The sequence below is a fragment of the Caballeronia grimmiae genome (assembly GCF_000698555.1).
GTDB classification, from domain to species: Bacteria; Pseudomonadota; Gammaproteobacteria; order Burkholderiales; family Burkholderiaceae; genus Caballeronia; species Caballeronia grimmiae.
The window spans coordinates 16591-38812 of the sequence record NZ_JFHE01000009.1 but is presented as its reverse complement, the minus strand read 5'-3'; the positions used below and the strand labels follow the sequence as shown (position 1 = coordinate 38812).

At 60.8% G+C, this 22222-nt stretch carries 19 protein-coding genes and 2 pseudogenes; 10 read left to right on the top strand and 11 right to left on the bottom strand.

Features of this window, described 5'->3' with window-relative positions; translation table 11 throughout:
* The first annotated feature begins 68 nt into the window (after nucleotides 1-68).
* The 9 genes and pseudogenes from BG57_RS12250 (at nucleotide 69) to BG57_RS12215 (ending at nucleotide 10328) form a co-directional block, all read left to right on the top strand.
* Nucleotides 69-914, top strand: a complete 846-nt coding sequence (locus BG57_RS12250) for a phytanoyl-CoA dioxygenase family protein (RefSeq protein ID WP_075583122.1) — start codon at nucleotides 69-71, stop codon at nucleotides 912-914.
* A 2-nt stretch (nucleotides 915-916) separates the two neighbouring features.
* Entirely contained in the window at nucleotides 917-2353 is a 1437-nt protein-coding gene (locus BG57_RS12245) for an aldehyde dehydrogenase family protein (protein ID WP_035963364.1), read from the top strand.
* Between the two features lie 87 nt (nucleotides 2354-2440).
* Nucleotides 2441-2617, top strand: a pseudogene (locus BG57_RS34305) (helix-turn-helix domain-containing protein); the annotation flags it as partial.
* 39 nt (nucleotides 2618-2656) lie between these two features.
* Nucleotides 2657-3385 carry a LysR substrate-binding domain-containing protein gene (locus BG57_RS12240; RefSeq protein ID WP_229754054.1) on the top strand — a complete coding sequence of 243 codons (729 nt, stop codon included), beginning with the start codon at nucleotides 2657-2659 and terminating at the stop codon, nucleotides 3383-3385.
* Nucleotides 3382-4329, top strand: coding sequence for a D-2-hydroxyacid dehydrogenase (locus BG57_RS12235; protein WP_035963361.1), 948 nt, complete (start codon nucleotides 3382-3384; stop codon nucleotides 4327-4329). Before BG57_RS12240 ends, BG57_RS12235 begins: the two co-directional genes overlap by 4 nt.
* Nucleotides 4330-4527: 198 nt before the next feature.
* Complete coding sequence (locus BG57_RS12230; RefSeq protein WP_035963360.1) at nucleotides 4528-5691, top strand: CaiB/BaiF CoA transferase family protein; 1164 nt, start codon at nucleotides 4528-4530, stop codon at nucleotides 5689-5691.
* A 33-nt stretch (nucleotides 5692-5724) separates the two neighbouring features.
* Entirely contained in the window at nucleotides 5725-6657 is a 933-nt protein-coding gene (locus BG57_RS12225) for an HpcH/HpaI aldolase/citrate lyase family protein (protein ID WP_035963359.1), read from the top strand.
* Nucleotides 6658-7551: 894 nt separating this feature from the next.
* The gene (locus BG57_RS12220) at nucleotides 7552-9612 is read left to right on the top strand and encodes an MEDS domain-containing protein (RefSeq protein WP_160174726.1); all 2061 of its coding nucleotides are present in this window, start codon (nucleotides 7552-7554) and stop codon (nucleotides 9610-9612) included.
* The gene (locus BG57_RS12215; RefSeq protein WP_035963356.1) at nucleotides 9612-10328 is read left to right on the top strand and encodes a response regulator; all 717 of its coding nucleotides are present in this window, start codon (nucleotides 9612-9614) and stop codon (nucleotides 10326-10328) included. Before BG57_RS12220 ends, BG57_RS12215 begins: the two co-directional genes overlap by 1 nt.
* Nucleotides 10329-10367: 39 nt before the next feature.
* On the opposite strand, the gene BG57_RS12210 is transcribed toward BG57_RS12215, so the two are convergent.
* The 10 genes from BG57_RS12210 to BG57_RS12165 are packed head-to-tail and all read right to left on the bottom strand — an operon-like array spanning nucleotide 10368 to nucleotide 20660.
* Entirely contained in the window at nucleotides 10368-11432 is a 1065-nt protein-coding gene (locus tag BG57_RS12210; protein WP_035963355.1) for a methyl-accepting chemotaxis protein, read from the bottom strand.
* Between the two features lies 1 nt (nucleotide 11433).
* Nucleotides 11434-11805, bottom strand: a complete 372-nt coding sequence (locus tag BG57_RS12205) for a response regulator (RefSeq protein WP_035963552.1) — start codon at nucleotides 11803-11805, stop codon at nucleotides 11434-11436.
* 2 nt (nucleotides 11806-11807) lie between these two features.
* Nucleotides 11808-12071, bottom strand: coding sequence for a hypothetical protein (locus BG57_RS12200; protein WP_035963353.1), 264 nt, complete (start codon nucleotides 12069-12071; stop codon nucleotides 11808-11810).
* Nucleotides 12071-14266 (bottom strand): chemotaxis protein CheA, encoded by a 2196-nt coding sequence (locus BG57_RS12195; RefSeq protein WP_035963352.1) that lies wholly within the window; start codon nucleotides 14264-14266, stop codon nucleotides 12071-12073. Before BG57_RS12195 ends, BG57_RS12200 begins: the two co-directional genes overlap by 1 nt.
* A complete protein-coding gene (locus tag BG57_RS12190; protein WP_035963351.1) occupies nucleotides 14263-14643 on the bottom strand; it encodes a response regulator in 381 nt (126 codons plus the stop codon). Before BG57_RS12190 ends, BG57_RS12195 begins: the two co-directional genes overlap by 4 nt.
* 6 nt (nucleotides 14644-14649) lie before the next feature.
* Complete coding sequence (locus BG57_RS12185; protein WP_035963350.1) at nucleotides 14650-15501, bottom strand: CheR family methyltransferase; 852 nt, start codon at nucleotides 15499-15501, stop codon at nucleotides 14650-14652.
* A 10-nt stretch (nucleotides 15502-15511) separates the two neighbouring features.
* Entirely contained in the window at nucleotides 15512-16090 is a 579-nt protein-coding gene (locus BG57_RS12180) for a hypothetical protein (protein ID WP_152562575.1), read from the bottom strand.
* Entirely contained in the window at nucleotides 16071-17147 is a 1077-nt protein-coding gene (gene cheB, locus BG57_RS12175) for a chemotaxis protein CheB (RefSeq protein WP_229754052.1), read from the bottom strand. The genes BG57_RS12180 and cheB overlap by 20 nt, the downstream gene beginning before the upstream one ends.
* A 45-nt stretch (nucleotides 17148-17192) precedes the next feature.
* Entirely contained in the window at nucleotides 17193-18743 is a 1551-nt protein-coding gene (locus tag BG57_RS12170; RefSeq protein WP_035963348.1) for a chemotaxis protein CheW, read from the bottom strand.
* 9 nt (nucleotides 18744-18752) lie between these two features.
* Nucleotides 18753-20660 (bottom strand): methyl-accepting chemotaxis protein, encoded by a 1908-nt coding sequence (locus tag BG57_RS12165; protein ID WP_035963346.1) that lies wholly within the window; start codon nucleotides 20658-20660, stop codon nucleotides 18753-18755.
* A gap of 666 nt (nucleotides 20661-21326) precedes the next feature.
* On the opposite strand from BG57_RS12165, the pseudogene BG57_RS33745 reads away from it, so the two are divergent.
* A pseudogene (locus tag BG57_RS33745) lies at nucleotides 21327-21521 on the top strand (SOS response-associated peptidase family protein); the annotation flags it as partial.
* Between the two features lie 211 nt (nucleotides 21522-21732).
* On the opposite strand, the gene BG57_RS12160 reads toward BG57_RS33745, so the two are convergent.
* Entirely contained in the window at nucleotides 21733-21924 is a 192-nt protein-coding gene (locus BG57_RS12160) for a hypothetical protein (RefSeq protein WP_035963345.1), read from the bottom strand.
* Nucleotides 21925-22222 lie beyond the last annotated feature (298 nt).

Here is a 22222-nt window from a genome sequence, read left to right as displayed (position 1 = left end):
CAATCAGAGAGAGCGTTCGCTGTTTTAGACTGGCTTCGTAGGCTGGTCCAGTTAAACAAGGAGACGAAATGGAACTGACAAAAGGACAGATTGCGGATTACCACCGTGACGGATTTATCGTAATTCCTGATTGCTACAGCAGGGAAGAAGTGCAAGCGCTGAGGCGGGACACCGAACGCCTGAGCACCGTTGAGGCGGACTCGATCTTTCGCGAACGCACGGGCGCGATTCGCTCCATCTTTCGGGTACACGAAGAAGACGGTCCCGTGGCCTCGCCGCAGTATCGGGCATTGACGCGGACGCCACGTTTGCTGCGCCCCGTGATGCAGGCGCTCGACAGCGAGGAGGTGTATATCGCTCACACGAAGGTGAACACCAAGTCGGCGCTCGAGGGGACGGGCTGGCTCTGGCATCAGGACTTCGGCTACTGGGTACACGATGGTTACCCTGAGAACGACATGCTGACAGCCATGGTGATGCTCAGCGACACGCAGGAAATTCACGGCTCGCTGTACATGATCCCGGGCAGCCATAAACTGGGTCTCGTGGAGCACTACTATGACGATAGCCAGGCCGCATACCAGCTGCCTCAACGTGCGGTGCAGCGCGAACGCATCAAGGAGATTCTGGAGACCTCCGATGCGCCCGTGCCGATCGTCGGCAGAGCGGGCACACTGGTGCTGTTTCATTGCCTCACTATTCACGGCTCTGGCGTGAACATGTCGGCGGAAAACCGTTGGCAGGCGTACATCACTTACAACCGGGTTGCCAACCGTCCACATGACGTCGAGAAACCTCGCGGCGATTTCGTGCGTTCTACCAACTGGGCACCTCTTCCCATCGAAAGCGATGATGGCATCCTGTGCGCCGGCCAACGCCGTGAAGAACGCGAAACATCGGTACAGGGGATCTAACCGTGACAGCCCAACACTTCATCGCCAATCAGTGGTCAGCTCCTTCGAATGGCGAGACGATAGCGGTGGTCAACCCGTCCACCGGTCTTGAATTCACTCGCACCGCGCGGGGCAATGCGGCTGACATCGATGCTGCAGTCCGCGCAGCGCGCAAAGCGTTCGATACGACCTGGCGGCGTACCGGTCCGGTCGAGCGCGGCCGCATTCTCGCGCGACTCGGTCGACTCATCCTCGACAATCACGAGTCGCTCACGCGAATTGAATCGGAGGACACGGGCAAGCCACTCAAGCAAGCTGCGGCTGACATCACCGTATGCGCTCGCTACCTGGAATTTTATGCTGGCGCCTGCGACAAGCTGCACGGGGAGACCATTCCTTTCCTGCACGGGCATACCGTGCTAGCCGTCCGCGAACCGCATGGTGTTACCGGGCATATCATTCCCTGGAACTATCCAGCGGCAATGTTCGGCCGCAGTGTCGCCGCTTCGCTCGCGGCGGGCAACGCATGTGTGGTGAAGCCAGCCGAAGATGCGTGCCTTTCGTATCTCAAGCTGGCCGAGCTGGCAGCCGAAGCGGGTTTGCCCGCGGGCGTGCTGAACATCGTGACAGGTTATGGCCGGGAGGCCGGCGCCGCGCTCGCTGAACATCCGGGCATTGCGCATATTTCCTTCACGGGCTCGCCGGCCACCGGTACAGCCGTCGCGCAGGCTGCGGCTCGACATCACTGCCCGGTGACCCTCGAACTTGGCGGCAAATCCCCGCAGATCGTCTTCGACGACGTCGATCTCGAAGCCGCATTGCCGGTCATTCGAAACGCGATCGTGCAAAACAGCGGCCAGACCTGTTCCGCCGGCAGCCGATTGCTGGTGCAGGCGTCGCTTTATGAGGAGCTTGTGCAACGACTCGCGCAGAGCTTCGAGGCTGTGACAGCGGGCCCCGCAGAGGGGGATTACGACTGCGGACCTCTGATAAACGCGGCCCAGCTGGATCGGGTAAAGACCTTTCTTGCGAGGGCAGAGGCCGACGACATCCGCTTCGCCGCGACCGGAAAACTTGCGCCGGATGCCGCACGAGGCGGCTACTTTCAGCCGCCTGTCCTCCTGCGCGACGTACCGCACACGCATACGTTGGCCCAGGACGAAGTGTTCGGGCCCGTACTGGTTGCGATGCCGTTTGCAGACGAAGCCGAAGCGGTTCATCTCGCCAACGACACCGCCTTCGGGCTTGTCGCAGGAATCTGGACGCGTGACGGCGGCCGTCAAATGAGACTGGCTCACGCATTTCATGGAGGCCAGGTTTTCGTCAACTGCTATGGCGCGGGCGGGGGCATCGAGTTGCCATTCGGCGGCGTCAAGCAAAGCGGCTATGGCCGCGAGAAGGGGATGGAGGGTCTATTGAGCTTCACCACCCTGAAGACAATTACTCTTAACCACGGCTAGAGCGTCCAGTTGCGTGCGCGGCGCTTGATCATCGAAGCCAAGGCTGCGCGCGCGATTGTCGCATCGCCGACGCATTGAGGACCCTGCATGCGGATCGACCTCGTTACGCTAAAAATATTTCTGACGGTGATCGAGGAGCGAAATCTCGCGCGAGCGGCCGAACGTCACTTTATTGCAACGTCCGCGGTCAGTAAGCGGATCAGCGATCTCGAGGACGTGCTCGGCGTGCAATTGCTCGAACGCCGCAACATGGGCGTGCGGCCGACGCCCGCTGGACTGGAGCTCGTTACGCACGCGAAGGACATGATGCTGGTGATGGCCCGCATGCGCGCGCAGATGAGCGAATACGGTGACGGCTCGAAGGGCGAAGTTCGCGTGTTCGCCAATAGCACTGCGATCGTCGGTTTCCTCGGTCCGGTCATTCGCACGTTTCTGGAAGCCTATCCGCAGATCGACGTTCATCTGGAAGAGTGGAGCACCCCGTTCATCGTTCGCGCGTTACGCGACGGCATCGCGGATCTGGGTACCTTCTGGTCGGGCGTTTCGACAGCCGGGCTCGTCGTGCAACCGTTCAGACGCTCGAACCTTGTCGCCGTGGTGCCCTTGCAGCACCCGCTGGCGGAGCGCAGTGAGGTCTCGTTTGCCGAGACGCTCGACTACGATCTGATCGCTTTCCACGAGGGCAGCTTGATCTTCCGGATGATGCAGTCGTACGCGGCAGACCTTCAGCGCAAGTTGCGCATCCGTCTGCAGGTCACGAGCTTCGATGCGATGCGCACCATGGTGCGTTCGGGGATCGGCATTGCCGTCATGTCGGACGTGACCGTGGGCACGCCAGATGAGAGCTTCGGCTACAAGGTCGTCCCTTTCACCGATGAATGGACGAAGCTGGAAAGTCTGATCGGCTATCGCGACTTCGACGCGTTGCCGCGCTCGGCGCAAAATTTCGTCCGCCATTTGCAACGTTCATATCCGGGCCCGACGCCAGAGGCGGAAGGCAGAAACGAACGTGGGAGATATCCACTGACATGAGCCATATCGTCTTTCTCGACAGCGCGACGCTGCCCGTGCGCGTACCGCGCCCCCGCGCTGCCGACCGCTGGACCGAGCGAGAAACTACCCGCGAACATGAGCTTGTCGAGGCGCTTGCCGATGCTGATATCGCGATCACGAACAAGGTGCCATTGCGTGCGGATACGCTGCGTCAACTTCCTCGGCTCAAGTACATCTGTGTTGCGGCAAGCGGCTACGACAGTGTGGACGTAGCCTATTGCCGAGAACACGGCGTTCAGGTCTCGAATGTGCCGGCCTACGCTGCTTCGAGTGTGGCCGAGCATGTCATTGCCTGCATCTTCATGCTGCGAAGGCAAATGCTTTCTTATAGCCAATTGGCGTCGTCGTCCGCTTGGACTGCATCTCGTGTATTTTGTGTTCACGGCGCGCCCATCAGCGAGGTCCGTGGGGCCACACTCGGCCTGATCGGTTCGGGCGCAATAGGCAAGGAGGTCATGAGGATAGCGATCGCGCTGGGTATGCGAGTACTGCAGAGCGAGCGCAAAGGCAGAACCGAAGTTCGGCCCGGCTATACCGCATTTGAAGATGTACTTGCAACAAGCGATGTGATTTCACTGCACTGTCCTTTGTCGCCTGACACGCAGGGTCTGATTGGCGAACGCGAGCTTTCGATGATGCGTCGCACCGCAGTGCTCATCAACACCGCGCGAGGAGCGCTCGTCGATGAACGGGCGCTCGAAGCGGCACTGCTCAGTCAAGTCATCGCTGGCGCGGCGCTAGACGTGTTGCAGGTCGAGCCACCGCACGAAAAGCATCGTTTTGTCACTTGTCGACCTGACAACCTCTTACTGACACCTCATGTCGCCTGGGCAAGCGCTTCCACGGTCGAAGCGCTTGCACTTGCTGTTTCCGCGAACGTAGAGAGCTTTCTGGAGCAATGCACCGCGAACCGCGTGGCCTGATACGACGCGAGCATTGGATTGGTCCCCGGTCGGAACTGTGATAACAACGCACACGCAATTCTTCTTTTGTGAACGCGGCTTTCGAAACTCGATGGTTCACATACCGCTTTGCCTGCGGGAAACTGTTTCCAGGAGAGGGGCGCGAGCAAACAAGCTCCCCGTTACACCGTCGTCAACCAACTCGAGAAAACGCCGGAAATGAAACTTCCTCTGGAAAACATCACCGTGGTATCGCTAGAGCAGGCGATCGCTGCTCCGCTCGCCAGTCGACATCTTGCTGATTGGGGTGCACGCGTCATCAAGATCGAAAGACCCGGCGACGGAGATTTTGCTCGGGGATACGACACGGCGATGCACGGTATGTCGAGTCAATTTGTTTGGGCGAACCGTTCAAAAGAGAGCCTTGCGCTCGACGTCAAATCGGATTTCGGACAGGAGGTGCTAGACGAGTTGTTGCCGCGCGCCGACGTGTTTATTCAAAATCTCGCGCCGGGCGCGGCGAAGCGGCTCGGTCTCGATGCGAAGAATCTCGTCGAGCGCTATCCGCGCCTCATCGCCTGTGATATTTCGGGTTACGGATCGACAGGACCATACGCGCAAAAGAAAGCCTACGATCTTTTGGTTCAGTGCGAAACCGGGTTCTTGTCGATCAATGGAACGCCTGATGAGCAGGCGAAGTGCGGTTTATCCATTGTCGATATCGCGACTGGCATGTACGCGCTGAATGGAATTCTGCTTGCGCTCTATCACCGCGAACGCACAGGCAAGGGAACTGCATTTGAAGTTTCATTGTTCGACGCCATGACGGAATGGATGAGCTACCCGGCGTATTACACGCGCGACAGCGGAAAGGCGGTCCAACGCTCAGGTGCCCGCCACGCGACGATCGCGCCATATGGTCCCTTTACCGCGGGCGACGGAAAGACCATTTTCTTCGGCATTCAGAACGAAAGGGAATGGCGTAGCTTTTGCGAAAAGGTGCTACGAGACCCGAAGGTGCGAACCGATCCGCGCTTCGCGACGAATCCGGATCGCGTGCGAAATCGGGAGGCACTCGAGGCGTTGATCAACGACAGCTTCGCTAAATCGACAAGCGGCGAGCTGAGCGATCTTCTCGAGCGAGCGGCAATCGCTAATGGACGCATGAACACGGTCGAAGAATTCCTCGCGCATCCACAATTGCACGAACGTGGACGGATGACGTCGATCGGTAGCCCTAAGGGCCCGCTGGAGGTATTTCTGCCCCCGATCATTGTTGACGGAATTTCGCCTGCAATGAAAAGCGTACCTGACGTGGGAGAGCACAACGACGAAATTCTCGGAGAACTGGGATTGCATCCGTCCCGCCTGCGCATCGCTTGATGTACCCCCGAACCGTTACAGGATCCATTTTCCATGCGTGTAACCCGAACCTTTCTTGCGGTGCCGGCGAATCACCGGCGCATGGTCGAATCAGCTGCTCGTAGTGCTGCCGATGCGGTCTTTCTCGATCTGGAGGATGCCGTTCCGCAAGATCAGAAAGAGGCCGCTCTCACCGGCGCCATCGAAGCGATCAACGAGCTCGATTGGGGCAAAAAGACGGTGAGTGTTCGCGTCAACGTACCCGGCTGCGGGACGATTGAAACGGAAATCGCACGGTTGTCGACGTTCGCGCCGCGGCTCGATACGCTTCTCGTTCCGAAGGTCGAGCGGACAGCCGACATCGATAGCGTGGTCGACATGCTTGGCAAGTACGGCCAACATCGATCGAGGCCAGTCGGTCTCGAAGTCATGATAGAAACGGCTCTCGGACTCGTGAACTGTGAACAGATTGCGGGGCACTCGCCATTAATCGATTCGCTGCACTTCGGCGTAGGCGACTTTTCAGCATCTATTGGGGCAAAAGGAATCGACATCGGGCTCTCGCATCCGGCGTATCAGCTGACGTCCCGCTCGCAGCAAGGGGATTGCACAAGTTCGGCGCTCGATATGTGGGCGTATCCGATGATGCGCATTCTGGTTGCAGCGCGGGCTCACCGGCTTAGAGCGATCGATGGACCTTGCGGGGCGTTCCGTGACGCTGCGTTGACCTCCGCGTTGGCGATCAAGGCGGCAACACTCGGGTATGACGGCAAACAGGTTATTCACCCTTGCCAGATCGATGCGACGCATGGCGCATTTGTTCCGAGCGACGACGAACTGCAGAATGCTCGACGCGTCATCGCCGCGCTGACTGAAGCGGAGAAAGAAGGGCGTGGAGCGGTACAGGTTGACGGCAAACTGGTCGACTACGCGAATATCCGAATGGCGGAGCGTCTTCTAGCGATGGGCCGAACCACTGATGTGTAGAAGTTCGATGCTGTCGGCGATTATCCTCGGGTTGGATTAAGCGGAGGTACGTCGAGAGGATCGGATGGCCGTCGGGATGCATCGTATCACCGGCTTGCAAACGACCACCGTAGCTCTTCGCTATCGAGGAGACAACGGCTGCTGCGGGTCGCAAGTGCACGCAATCTGGATCGCTGCATGCGGGCTTTTTACGCGAGCCGGACCTTCCAGCATGAAGCTGAAAGGAGTCGCAACGACAGTTGAGAATTTTGATTGCCAACCTGGAAGTGAATCAGCGTGAGCAAGGGAACATACCCGGCAAAACCGAATTGCGCCGAGGCGTTCTCCGATTGACATAATGTTAATTAGCACATATGCACTTTGTCATGGGCAGATAGAAATGCCCGCATTTGGCCAAGTTCAAATGTCGCGTTTCCGCCAGATGGAAATGTCGTCTTTTGACGTTGGTTCATTGCCAGCCAAGCGTTTCAGGAGCGCGGGCGATGAACACCACCGGGATCATCACGATGTCGATGCGCGAATTTTCCCGGCCATACGATTTATCACGGATGAGCGTAGCAGCCAGCGCGCCTCGCAGAGTTCAAAGCGAGACAGCCGACTGCGTCGCTCGCGGCGAGCACCGCCGCAGCCGTTCAGTGCTTTCGGCAGGCTGGTGGGCAAACGGGCAATAGGCGACAAGTCGAAAAAGCGTATAACTTCATGCGCAACATTTACCGATCACCACCGCGACACTATGTGTGCGCGTGTCCCGTCGACCGACATCTCCGCTAGCAAACGTTTGATAAAGGGGCGGTCTTCACTCTATTTCGCTGGTTTGACCAGACAGCCCATCCCTTAAAGTATGAAAAATACTAATCACTGCACTGCGCAGCGGCAATCTTTACCTATCACGTCGTGCTTATCCAGATGTTGTATGAAACGCGCCGTCCGTCGGCCTCCCGCGACACTGGGGTCCCAGCAATCGGCCCGGCCGGTTGGGGAACGCACTTCTGCCAGTTCTACAAGAAACCGGCCGACCTCCTCACCATATTGACGCCCTACTTCGCGGCCGGGCTTAGGAATAACGAGCAATGCCTATGGATCACTACGGACGCAAACACCGTTGAAACGTCCCGCCGGGGACTTCTGGACGTAGCGCCGGAGCTTGCCGAGAAGGTCGACGCCGGTCAACTGGACATCCGGCCAGCGCACGAATGGTATGGCGGCAATAGCGCTTTCGATGGACCACGTGTGGTTCAGCAGTGGCTTGACTACGAAAAGGCGGCCCTTCAGCGCGGTTTCGACGGCGTCAGGGTCACCGGCGACACGGCGTGGCTCGACAGTTCAAGATGGAGCGACTTTGCAAGGTACGAAGAGAGTTTGAACAGCAGTCTCGCTAACGCAAAGATCCTGTGCCTGTGCACTTATTGCCTTGACCGTTGCACGGCTTCCGACAGTCTGGACATTGTCGAAGCACATTCATTGGCGCTCGTCTGCCGCAAGGGCGGATGGACGGCCGCCCAAATCATGCCACTCGCGGATGCGCGGCAGGCAATCGACGACGCACACGATCAGCGCAAGAGCCTCTCGGAAGCCACACGTCTGTCCGGCCTCATAAGCTGGGAGCTCGACGCAGCCGGTGAGGACATTGTGTGGACTAATGCGACCAGGGCGTGGACGGACTCGCCTCCCAGCATTCCGCTTGCCGGCCTGCATCGCTATTTGCGGCCACTTCAGGCCATTCAGTTGGAGAAGGCTGTGCGAGCTTCCGAAGAGACAGGTTCGCCGATAGACATGAGCGTAACCGTCGCACTCAAGCGCGGCCGTTCGCTCCATCTGGACGTCAAGGGCGGACGATGCTACACAGGTCCCAACGACACGCGCAAACGGGTGGTCGGAACGATCGAGAACGTCACGCGTCGCCGGGAGGCGGAATTGATTCGCCAGCAGCAGGAAGCTGAATACCGCCGACTCGTCGAAATGCTTCCCGTCGGCGTGCTGATCGGCCGTGACAACCGCGTCGAGTACAACAATGTCCATGCAACATCGATTCTCGGTTACCAGTCTGCACGCGATGTGCGGGCGTTGCCGTTGCTCGCCCATATCGCGCAGCCGGCGCGCGAGTCGATCGAAATGAAATTCGCCGCGCTCAGGGCGGGCCGCAGTATCGACCCCGGCTTCGAGCCGGCACAACTCATACGCGCCGATGGTTCGACGATCGAGGTCGAAGCAGCCGTCATTCCCCTGCGCGGCCAGGACGGGTTGCGCAAGCAACTGGTGTTTCGCGACATGACCGATGCGGTCCACATGCGCGAACAGCTGCAGACCGCAAACACGAGCCTGAAGGCGCTGTCCAAGCGGCTGATCGATGTGCAGGAAACGGAAAAGGCCGCGCTCGCGCGCGAGCTTCACGACGAAGTAGGTCAACTGCTGACGGCCATCAAGATTCATAGCCAGTCCCTGCGCAACCGCGTCGACGGCGACCTCGGCGAACGCTGCGACAGGCTGCTCACGATAGCGGACCGCGCGTTAAAGGAAGTGCGCGATCTGTCGGCCATGCTACGCCCGCCTCAACTCGATCAGCTGGGGCTGGTCGCCGCTGTTCGTTGGCAACTCAGTACGTTGTTCGCCGATCATGGACCCGACGTGACGTTGCTCTCCGACGAGTTCGCCTCCCGTCCTTCGCCTGGTATCGAGATGGCAGCGTTTCGCATCGTTCAGGAGAGCATCACGAACATCCTGCGGCACGCGCACGCGACGGCCGCGCTCGTTGAGATCCGCTGTTACGACGGCCACCTGCACGTGCAAATAACGGACGACGGGGAAGGCTTCGACCCGCATGCCCTGCGCAGCGCCCGCAGTGTAGGCCTTACCGGAATGCGCGAACGAGCGATGCTCGCGGGCGGTGAACTCGATATCGTCAGCAAGCCATCTACCGGTACCCAGGTCAGCGCCGTTTTTCCATTAATGCAGTAATGAGCAAAAAGCATATTGTGGTGAAGGTCATGCTCGTCGACGACCATCAGCTTATTCGCGCGGGCATTCGCGCGCTCATCGACGAAATCGACGGCTTTGCGGTGGTGGCTGAAACAGGCACGGCCGAAGAGGCACTGACGCTCATCGACGAGCACGCGCCGGCCATGCTAGTCACCGACATCTCGCTTCCGGGAAAAAGCGGTCTGGACCTGCTGTTGCAGTTGCGCGAGCGCAAAAGCGATGTGAGAAAGGTCGTGCTTTCGATGCACGCAACGCCGGACTTCGTGCTGAGTGCGCTCAAAGCAGGCGCCAATGGTTATCTCGTCAAGGACGCAGCAGCCGTCGAGCTCGAGATTGCGCTGCGCGCAGTGATGCTGGGACAGTCGTATCTCAGTCCGGCCATCTCTGGAATGGTTGTTACTCAGATGCTCGCGCAAGGCGAGAGCGTCGACTTGTCGGACCGGCTCGTCCCGCGGCCGCCCGAGCCGATCGTGCCAACACGGTCCGCCCGGCCTGTCGCCGAACTGACGCCTCGGCAATTGCAGATCCTGACAATGATCGCGCAAGGGCAGTCCACCAAGGAGATCGCATGGTCACTGGAGCTGAGCGTCAAGACGATTGAAACTCATCGTCTGCAGCTGATGCAGCGGCTCGGCATTCGCGATGTCGCCGGGCTCACCCTGTATGCGGTCAAGAACCAGCTCATCGCCGCCTGACCGTCAAGGGGCGCCGCGGCGCGCGAAGCGCGCGGCTGCCTAGAAGAGCTCGATAGCGGCGCCGGCCGTTTCGCCCTCTTCCTGCTTGCCGAGCACTTCGCGATGCACGCGCAACTGGTCCGACATGACATAGCGCCCATCGAGCGTTCGGAGACGCTCGGCGATGGAAACGGCCGGCTGCTCGTCCTCACCGCGCAGCGTGCTCTGCAACGACTGCGCAAATTGCGACATATGCGCGAGTTCGACCGTCACCTGTTCTATGCGCTGCCGGGTAATGTCCTGAAACTGCAGCGCCGACAGCGTTTCGCAGATCTCCTCACGCATGCGGCCCGAGCTCCCTTCGACGTTTTCCGTCAACTCGGCAAGCGCGGCTGTCGACATCACGTAATGTCCCTTCAATGCCCCGAGCAACTCTGCCACGCGGTCCAGCTCCCTGCACTCGTGTTCATGGTCGCGTGCATTCAGTTCGTGCACGAGTTCGCGCTCGATCGTCCTGACGAGCGTGTTGATTCGTTCGCCTACGGTCTCGGCGACCGCGGCGGTCTGCGCCGCCAGCTGTCGCACCTCGCGTGCCACCACCGAGAAGCCTGCGCCGACCTTCCCCGCACGTGCCGCCTCGATCGCCGCGTTGAGTGCGACGAGGTTAGTTTGCCGCGCGATCGTGGCAATGTCCTGCACGAGCGGCCTCAGTGCTCCGGCGTTGGTCGCGACCGTGGCCGCGCGCACGCGGTCCGCTTCGCCTTGTTGCTTTCGCTCCTTGCAGATCGTGAGCAGCTGCTCCAGCGACTCGTCGCTTTCCCGTAACGTGTCCTGCCCTGATTCGCACAGGTGGCGCGAACGCGTGGCCGACGATTCCGTGGCCGTCGCGACATTGGATGCATGCCGCGTTATCTCGCTCATTCGCGTAGCGATGCAATTCGCGGCATCTTCCGACTGACGCGTGACCGTTTCGAGCTGGCCGCAAAGAATCGCCGACACTTTCTCGAAACTGTCGAGCTCCTGATGCAGCGACGACGGCGCACCGTCACGAAGCGCTTTGGCAAGCCGCTCCAGAGAATCCGCCGCCCTGGTCCGCAGGGCGTGTCCATTGCCGATGAGCCACATGTCATGCACCCGGAACGACTTGTTTGACGACGCGCACGAGATCCGCCGCCGCCACGGGTTTGACGAGCCAGCCGGTTGCGCCGAGCCGCTTCGCTTCGTCACGCCGCGCCTGCTGCGATTCCGTAGTCAGAACGAGCAGCGGCGTGAACCGGTACGCCGGCTGCTTGCGTACGGCCTGAATGAAGCCGAGGCCGTCCAGTTTCGGCATGTTGATATCGGTGATGATCAGATCCGGCTTGCTGCCGGCCGCGAGCACGGAGAGACCATTCTCGCCGTCCGTCGCGGTGCTGACGTTGAAGCCGGACATTTCCAGCGTCTGGCGCAAGCTCAACAGCATCGTTGCCGAATCGTCGACAAGCAGTATTTTCTTCATCTTCATTTCCCTTCGATTGATCCGCGCGCCTGAACGCTGCGCAGACAAAGTGATAGCAATCCCGTCTCGGGAGTCGATACCCGGCCGGTAGCACGCATGACGAGCTGCACGAGCGCAGTGTGGACATGCGTGGATTTCGACAAGTCGAACAGCGGATGCAGGCCGCGCGTATCGGCATCCCGCACCCACGCGAGCAGCGCCTCCGCTTCGTCGATCGCGCAATGGCCATCGAACGTCACGCGGTCGGCTTCAAAAATCAGCGCCATTAGAAAAGATCCTCGAGATTCATGATTAGCAGAACGGCGCCATTGCCGAGCAAAGCGGTGCCCGCGTAGCCGCGCAGCGAAGCGAGCACGCCGTCCATCGGTTTGAGGATGACGTCCATCGAACCTTCGAAACCATCCACCACCAGCCCGGCGATGCCGTTGCGCGTCCGCACGATCAATGCCGTCAGCTCCGCCTCTTCGGTTGCGGCGCCGGCTCGCGGCCGGTCGTCGATCTGCAGCACCGAAGCCAGATCGAAGAGCGGCACGATGCGCCCGCGCAGCACGGCCGCACGATGCTCGCGAATGCGTTGAATGTCGCTTTGCGCAATGCGCACGGTTTCCACCACCGTATCCATCGGTATGCCGTAGAGTTGGCCGGCACAGCGTGTGACCATGACGTGACTCACGGCGATGCTGAGCGGCAGCGCAATGCGGATGACCGTGCCCTCGCCCGGCGTACTGTCGATATCGACGGTCCCGCGTAACTGTTCGATGGAGCGCATCACGACGTCCATGCCCACGCCGCGGCCGGACAAGTCGGAAACCTGTTCCGCCGTCGAAAACCCGGGGCGGAAGATGATCTGCAGCGCATCCCGATGGCTCATGGACTCCGCATCTGCCGGACTCACCAGGCCCTTCTCGACGGCCTTTGCGAGAACACGCGCCGTATCGATGCCTTTGCCGTCGTCGGTCACGACGACCACCACCTTGTCGCCTTCCTGATGCGCGTCGATGGTCAGCGTGCCACGACGAGCCTTACCGGCGTCCACGCGTTCCTGCGGCAACTCGAAGCCGTGATCGAGACTATTGCGCACGATGTGCAGCAGCGGATCGCCGATGCCTTCGATGATCGTCTTGTCGGCTTCCGTCTCTTCGCCCTTGATGACGAGTTCCACCTCCTTGCCGAGCCGCAACGCGATGTCGCGCACGAGCCGTGGGAACCGTTGGAGTGCGCTCGAGAATGGAATCATCCGCATGCGCATCACGGCGTCCTGCATCTCGTCCGCGATCCGGCTGACGGACGCATATTGATGCATGACCTCGCGCGCCAGGTCGCGCGGCGTGCCGCCCGCTTCCACGCGGCGAGCCACATACGGCAAGCCGTTCTTGGCGACGATCATCTCGCCGATCAGTTCCATCAGACGATCCACGCGTGCGCGGTCGATCTTCAGATAGCGGTTCTCCGCTCGCGCCGCCGACGTGTCAGTGGTCGGAGTTCTGGCAAGCGTGGACGGCGCCGGCGTGCCCGCGCGTTTCTGCTGTTCGCCGTTTGCGTCCACGATCAGCAGCAACAACTCGATAAGCGGAAGTACATGCGCCGGCCGGTCAGCGTAAAAGCCGCGAACCGGCACCTGCAAACGTTCGGCGACATTCGTCAGCACCGTCGCGACGCTCGCGGGAACGCCCGATCCGGGCTGCGCAAACTTCGCCGCTTCACGTTGACTGCACAGCAGGGTCGAAAGACGCTGCCGCTCGGCGGCATCGAGATCGACTCTGGGAACGCGTCGCAGGTCCACTTCATCCGGCACGTAACGGAAGCACTCGTCGAGCGCATCGCGCTGCGCGTGGCATAGCGCTTTGAAAGCCGCGTTTGCCCGGAAGACGTCATATTCATCGCCGAGCGCCTCTTCGCCGACGCATTCCATCTCGACATGTGCAAGCCCCGGCAAGGACTGCACGAGATACAAAGGATCTTCGCCGCAGAAAAACGCATCGGCTTTCGGCCGGTAGGTGACAAGCCAGGTATCGGCGACGGACGAATCTTCCCGGTCGATCTCGTACGGTACGGGTGTGATGGCTCCTGCTTGGCTCGTTGCTTCACTGTCGCGAAAACGGGTAAGCATTGCCGTCGCTAGGGCGGCCGCGTCCGCCGAGATATCCCCTTCCGACTCCACTTCGTCGATCATCCGCGACATGTGATCGCACGCTTCCAGGCTCGCGTCGATCAGTTCGCGCCCAAGCAGCGCGGAACCCTGGCGCGCAGCGTCCAGGCGGTCTTCGAGCGAGTGCACGAGACGTGTGAATGCAGGCAGGTCGAACAGGCCGCTATTGCCCTTGATCGTATGCACGGCACGGAACAGCGCATCGAGGCGCTGCATGTCCGTTGGATTGCGCTCCAGTTCGAGCAGCAGGTCGCCGGCCGCTTCGATCAGTTCCCGGCTCTCCGCGATAAATTGTTCAAGCACTGAGCTCACTGTTCATCCTTTGCACGGCGCGAGGTCATCGCGCTCACGTAGTACTGCAACGTCTCTTTGGCTACAGGCTTCTTCAGATATAGGTTCGCGCCGGCCTGCCAGGCGAGCGTCGCGTCCTGCTCTCTCGACTGAGTGCTGATCATGATGACGGGCGACTGCATCACGTCGTGACGCGCGCGCAAGGCACGCACGAACGTCAGTCCATCCATGTTCGACATGTTGACATCGACGATATACAGCCCGTAGTCCTGCGTCAGCGCCATCGCGAGCGCCTTTTCGCCGTCCGGCGCTTCGTCGATGCCGGTCGGAAACGCTGCTAGCGCGGACCGGTAAAACATCCGCACGGTGGCGGAATCATCTACAACTAGAATCTTCATGCTCGGCTACACCAACGGTCTTTGATAAACGATTGCGTCGGCGAACCGGCGCACCGTGAATAATGTCGACATGCGCGCCATCGACTCGGAATGCCCGAGACAAATGAAGCCGCCCGGTCTCAACGCACGAAATATGGTCTGCGCGGCGCTCGCCCGCGACGTATCGTCGAAATAGATCAGCAGGTTGCGGCAAAAGACAATGTCGAAGTCCTTGTAGCTCGCTGTATCGCGCGGATCGTTCAGATTGACGCGCGTGAAGCGGACGCTTTCTCGCAACGACTGGCAAACCTGATACTCGCCCGCCGACAGGCGTGTGAAATAGCGTTCGAGCAGTGCGGGCGACAGGTTCTGCACCGCGCGTCGGCCATAGATGCCGGCGCGTGCATGCTCCAGCATCCGCGTGTCGATGTCCGACGCCACGATTTCGACGTCATGCTCTGCCAGCCCCGGCCACGACTCGATCAGATGGATCGCGATCGAATACGGCTCTTCACCGGACGAACTCGGCATCGACCAGATGCGCAGACGTCTTCCGGGCGGATTCGTCTTCACGATCTCCGGCAGCATCGAAGCCGTCATGCAGCGAAACTGGTAGTCCTCGCGCATGAAGTACGTTTCGTTCACCGTCATCACGTTCACGAGCGCCTGCATTTCCGCCGCATCCGCTTCGTAGCGAAGAAGCATGAAGTAATCGCGAAAGCAGTCGCTGCCCGTGAGTTCCATTCGTTCGGTAATGCGCTTGTCGACGAAGTACCGCTTCGAGTCGTCGAAGTAGATGCCTGTCCTTCGATAGAAGAACTCACGAAACTTGCGGAAGTCATCGCCGGAGATATGCGCGCCTGCCGTGGGTGTACTCATTGCAGCCCCGTCATTCATTACCGGCGCCCGTCTGCCGCAGTGCCTGATCAATCGCAAACGCGACAAACTCGTTCCCGGCGAAACGCTCGCGCGCCGCGAGCAAGGCCGGCGACGCAGCACGCGTGCCGCATTCGGCGACCAGCTCGACCGCCGCCGCGCAGACATTGGCGTCCGCCTCGGTGGACAACAGTCCGATCAGCAACGGCTCGACGTCGCGGCCCGGCGCAGCCTGCAACACGGACAGCGCCAACACGCGTGCGTCGGCATGGGCCGATTCCAGCAACGAAGCGCCGCGCAGGACCTCATGCGCCGGCAAGCCTTGCCACGCCAGGACGGCGAAGTTGCGCGAGGCCGCATCGCCTTCTTCGACGATGCGCATCAATGCGTCCGTCCTCGCTGCATCCTGCGACGCCGCGATGGCTGCAATCAGCGCTTCGCACTTGTTCACATCCTGCTCGCCACGCCACTCGTCGAGAAGCGACGCAGCAAGCTGCGTCCCGTCCGACGGTGCACCCGCTGCGGACACCGCGTCGCAGGGCTGCGGCGAGGAGACGTGCAGCGCCTCATGGTTATGCCTTATCAAACCCATCTTGTTCTTCCTTCACCTGTCCAACCCAGCCCACAAGCTGGTCTGCAATCTCATCGGAGGGCAGCACGACACTGGCGCCACGCCGCCTGATCAGATCTGCCGGCATCCCGAACACCACAGCCGTCGACTCGCTCTCCGCGATGGTCCGGCCGCCCGCTTCTTTCACTTCCGTCATCGCCTGCGCGCCGTCGTTGCCCATGCCCGTCAACATCACACAGGTCAACTGTTCCGGGTTGCAGCATTCTTTCGCGCTTTGAACGAGACGCTCGACCGACGGATGCCACGCATGCTGTTCCGACGCTGGGCAGGGAATCGCATACAGCTCCTTGCCACGTCGCGAGACGACGACATCCGCACCGCCGCGCGCAATGAGCACCGTTCCGGGCTTCAGCGGCGTCGGACGCTGAAGCTCCGCGACATCGAGGGCGCTGACCTTGTTCATTCGCTCGGCTAGCGGGCCGGTGAAGTTCGAAGGCATGTGTTGCGCAACGATCACGGCCCCTGCGAAATCAGCGGGCAGCTTCGGCAGCACGTCTTCGAGCGTGCGCGGCCCGCCTGTCGACACGCCGACGAGGACGAGCGAAGGCCCGCCGGGCGCCGCGAAGTCGATGGACACACTCGTTCGCACGGCCGCCGGCTCGCGTCGGACGCTCGCCGCCGGGGCATCGCTCGGGCGTGCCGCGACGCCGGAGGTTCCTCGCCGCCTCAGCCGCGCCGCACCCGCCGCTTCCACCTTCGCGCGAATCTCGTCCGCCACGTTGATGAGATTGACCGAGATCGAGCCGCCTGGCTTCGCAACGAAGTCGACCGCGCCGAGATTGAGGGCTTCAAGCGTGGCGAGCGCACCGCGCTCCGTCAGGGACGACACCATCACAACCGGTGTAGGCCGCTTGATCATGATCATGCTCAACGTCGTGAGCCCATCCATCTCAGGCATGTTGATATCGAGCGTGATCACGTCGGGACAGAACGTCTCGACAAGCTCCAGCGCCTCGCGGCCGTTTCTCGCCATTGCCAGCTCGTGGCCTTGCAACACCGAACCAAGGTGCTTGCGCATCAGGGCTGAATCGTCGACCACTAATACCCGCATCGGTCCACCCGTTTACGCTGCCACCGCGTCGAGCATGGTGCTCTCGGACTCATCGAGTAACTGGTCGGGATCGACGAGCTGGATAAGTCTGCCCGTTTTCTCCAGGTTCGCGACGCGTCCGACGAGCCGTCGTTGCGCATCCGACAAACGCGGAGAGTCTTCGATGTAACGCGTTGGCACCTTGAGCACCTCCGCGACGGAGTCGACGATAAAGCCTGTGCGAGCGCCGCCAATGACGAACACCATGATGCGCTGACGGTCGTTTCTCTCGATCGTCTTCAATCCGAAGCGGATGCGCTGGTCAACGACCGGCAACACTGCGCCGCGCAGGTTGATGACACCTTCGACGAACGCGGGCGCCTTCGGCACCGCGGTCAGCGTGCCTGGCACGCGAACGATCTCCTGAACCGATTCGATCGGCACGCCGTACTCCTCGTCGGCGAGCCGAAACACGACCATCTGCATTTCGTCGTCGAGTTCGGCTGTGTTCGCGACACTTGCGTCCATATCTGTTTGCTCCATCAATGCAATGTCGAGCGCGGCGCCGTCGCGCGCGCCGTCGAACAGCCGCTCCGGCGACAGCACGGATACGATCCGGCGCCCGTCGTCGAGCCGACAAATCGACTCGATCTCCGCCATGTTCCCGGCCTGAGCGAGCACGGACGGAACCGGCTCGACATTTTCCTTGGCCACGCGCAGCACTTCGTTGACGGCATCCATCACGACTCCGACGCAAGCCTGTCTGTCGCCGACCGACGTCGACACCACGACGATCCGCTGCGCGTCGTTCAGCGACCGCTCGGGCAGAGAGAACAAACGCCGAAGGCTCACCAGCGGCAGCAGGCGATTGCGCAGCGACATGACGCCGATCACATGCGCTTTTGCGTTAGGCACGCTCGTGACGCGCTCGGGCACCTGAACGATTTCCTGCACACTGCTGATCGCGATGCCGTATTCCTGCCCGTCGACCGTGAAGCTCACCATCTGCAGCTCGTCTGCATCCGTCTCGGCTTCGTCGCTGTACGCAGCCGGGCTGTGCTCGGTGTACGACGCGGCCGTGTGGCGGCGCTCGACGTCCGCGAACTCGCGGCTGATCAGACGCTCGAAGTCGAGCACGAGGATCATCGGCTCGCCGCCGCCGCGATTGACGACGCCCGTCAGCAAGTCCGTGCGGACCGTCGACGAGATGGAGTCGGCGCTCTCGATCTGCGTCGCTTCGACGCTGACGACGCTCGCCACGCGATCGACAACGAAACCCAGCGGCGTGCCGAGGTTGATGACGACGGCGCGGGTGGCATCGTCGTTCTCGCGCGGCTGCATGCCGAAGACGCTTCGCAGATTGACGATCGGCAACACGCGTCCGCGCAAGTTTGCGAGACCTTCGAGATTGCGAGGGGCGAGCGGCACGCGCACCACGTCGGGCACGCGGATAATTTCCTGCACCGGCGACATCGCCACGCCGAAGTGCTCGCTGCCGATCACGAACGTGACGAACTGCCGATCTTCACGCGTGACGTCCGCCGTCGACACGGCTTCCGTCCGCTCTTCATGAAAGTGGTCCATTTCGCAGCCTTATGCCTGGAGCTCGTCCGCGAGCGACGCGATTTCTTCGATCGCGGCAGCAAGCTCTTCGGCGCCCTGCGACTGCTGGCGCGCAGCGGCGGCTGCCTGTGCAGAGGCTTGCTGTGCTTCTTCCGCCGCGCCCGAGATGCGGTCGACGCCCGTCTTGATCTGCACGATCGCCGCGGCGATCTGCGTGGAGGCAGCCGCCGTTTCGGTGCTCCCGCGCTCCAGCACGGTGACATCGTTGGCCATCGTCGCGAGGTTGGCCGTGATCGACCTCGTCTTATCTACTTCAGCGAGCGCGGCCGTCGCGATCTCGCCCAGGTCCCGGCCGACAATGGCGATGTGGTCCTGCACGCCCTTCACCATGTCCTTGATTCGCTCCGCGTTCTCTGCGGAATCGTGGGCGAGGTTGCGGATGTCGGTGGCCACGACGACGAAACCCTTGCCGAATTCGCCGGCGCGCGCAGCTTCGATGGAACCGTTGACGGCAAGCATGTTCGTCTGGATCGACACGGACGTAATGGCGTCGACGATCTTGTCGATGCGACGGCTGACCTGTTCCAGGTCCTTCACTTGCGACAGACTGCGACGCGTCGCCTCTACCGATGCGCTGATGCCCTTGGCCATTCCCTCGACGTTTTGCTGGTTGTCCGCCGTCAGTTCCTTGATCGCCGTGGCTTTGCCGAGCGCCATACGCGAGCGGTTGTCGGCGATTTCCATGGCCCTTTCGATCTGCGCGATGGCAACAGCGGACTCCTGTGTCGCGACCGACTGGGTCTGCGCGCCGCCGCGAATCTGCTCCAGCGCGACCATGATCTGCGATGCGGCGCGGTTGATCTCCTGCACGGCCGAGGACAGTTCCTCTGCCGACGACGCGACGTCTTCCGCGCTCTTCGAGATGTCGGTGCTGACCTTCAGTTCGTCGGCGAGATCGCTCAGCGTTTGCGCAGCCTGTTCACATTGACCGAGGGCTTGCGTTTGCTCAGCCACCGTCTTGCCTGACTCCTCGCACGCCGACGCCTGCTCTTCCGCGGCGGCGGCGATCGATTCAGCGCCGCGAAGCGCGGCCTCGGATGCGCGGTTCGACTGTTCCGCTGCCGTCAGGATTTCCCGCGCTCCATCGACGACGTCCTTGCAATCGGTACGAATGCGATCGAGTTGCGTCACGATGTCCTTGCCCTTCTCGACCTCGCCTTGAACAGTCTTTGCGGACTCGTTGATTCCGTCCGAGATGACGCGCACTTCTTCCCGAATGCGGCCGACCAGGTCCTGGATTTCGCGAGCACTTTTCTCGGAAGTTTCGGCAAGCGTGCGGACTTCGTCGGCAACGACGGCGAAGCCTTTACCGTGCTTGCCCGCTCGAGCCGCCTCGATAGCGGCGTTCAGCGCGAGCAGGTTCGTCTGGTCGGCGATTCTGGCGACGGCCTTCACGATGTCGCCAATGTTCGCGGCTTGCTTTTCAAGTTCGGCGACCATCGCGACGGAACTTTCCTGCCGCTTGGCGGCTACGCTTACGTTCGCCACCATGTTCGTCACTTCGTTGTTCAGACTGCCGGCGAGCACCTGCATCGCCTCGGCGCGTGTCTGTGCTTCGGAACTGGCGTTGCGCTGCACCGTGATCGCTTCCGACATTTCTCTCACAGCCGTCAGCGACTGCTGCGCCGCGCCGGCTGCTTCTTCGGCGCCATTGGCGATCTGATCGGAGGCCCGCTTCAACTCTTCCGCTGCGGACGACGCTTCCGTAATGCCTGCCGACAGCTGCGCGGTCGCTGCCGCGATTCGTTCCGACGCCTGTTGCTGCTTGGCCAGGGTGCGCGCTTTCTTGCGCTGCTGCTCTGCTTCGCGTTGAACTGTCTGGGAATGATGGGAGGAAGCCTCTTTGACTTCTTGAGTGCCCGACCTGATGAGTGCCATGATGGTTACCTGTTGGTTCTTTCGTCTGAATAGCCGGTCTCATCCGGCAAGGCACGCACGATATATCGGGCTCGTCCGGTGCGATATCGGGCAGTTCCTGTCAGGGAAGCGCCGCGCGCTCGATGCGGGCGATCCTTTAAGGAAATCCCCTAGGGGTTTGGGCGACTTCATAACGCGTCGTGGATGAAGTCGAGCCGTATGAAGCGGTCACTTGCCACAGAATCTGCGAAGGCACGAAAGAAATCGCTCGACGATCTCTGCCGAAGGCGACCGTGCGGAGTGATTTATGTCGCAACGTCCGCTGGTCGTGAAACGCCGCGTTGCAACGCCTTCGATGGACTCGCACAATGGCGCAATACGCAACTGAGGTGCGCAAAGTCGACGCGCCTGTTGATCAGTTGAGCGTCGCCTTTTTTGTTACTTATGCGAGCGAGGAATGTTTTGCATTCCGAACGTATTGAAGGCTGTCAAAGGTGCCTCGCCACAGGTCTATTTCACATAGACGACCGCCGCCCTATATATGCGAATTCATGAGCGCTTCGGCGGGGTCGGAACGCCCTTAGGCCAACTTGCGGCATCAGGCTCAGATCGACGAACTGTTGGTGGTAAAGCCACGACAAGCAGCATCAACCAGTACTCGACCACCGATCTTGACGACGCCATCAATTGCTGTCGTTCGCGGCAATAACCGACGAGCCGCCGCCTGTTGTTCAATCTGCGGGACATGACCGGTGTATCGTCCCAATGAATGACGAAAATATTGAAGCGTGGCTGAATCCGGGCGCATCAAACCTTGCCGCGCTGTATGCGCTTCTCGACGACAGGGACCGGGCCTACTATGAGCACAGGCTTGCCGCATAGTGCAGTTAATTCCAAAGGGCATGCGGCAACGCGGCCACTGCCATCGTGCTATGCGTTGAAAGCGTTGCCAGCCTTCACCATCGTTTTGGGAGCGTGGCTGCATAGAAGGCGACGTGATGCGGCCGGCAGCGACCGGAGAATTCTGCACTCTTAGTCCTCAACCGAGGTCAGAATCCTCCATACTTGCCACTTGCTTCGGCTGCCGGTCGGCCTAGAGCTTCATGCCCACATGAGGCGGAGCGGGGTCCGGCGCATTTTCTAAAGCGTTTATCGAAGCGATAACACGATAGGCCTCAACGAGCGCCTTCTCCTTCTCTATGTCGTGCCCGCCGACTACGCGGGCCATCTCTGTACGCGACAGTTCGTTTTTCTGGCAGAGGTCAACAATGGTCAGCGTGCTCATTTCGGTTCACCCATCGAGAATAGTTGTGGCACCAAGCGCCGGGACTGTGTTTGAGCGGGTTGAAGCCGCGCTCAGTATCCTTTAGTCATGTTCTGTGCCAACGGTCGGGCCATCGAACATCGAAACACAACCTATTGTTTATCAACGTAAACGTCGATGGGCCGATGTCTGACAGGGCTCCTTTTTCGGCCAACGTGTCGGGGTGGTCCCGACACATACCCGGATTTGTGTTGGTCTTGGAGCCGAAGCGTGGCAACCGCGCGGTAGAGCGGATAAATCGCAGTGGTCACGTCAGCAA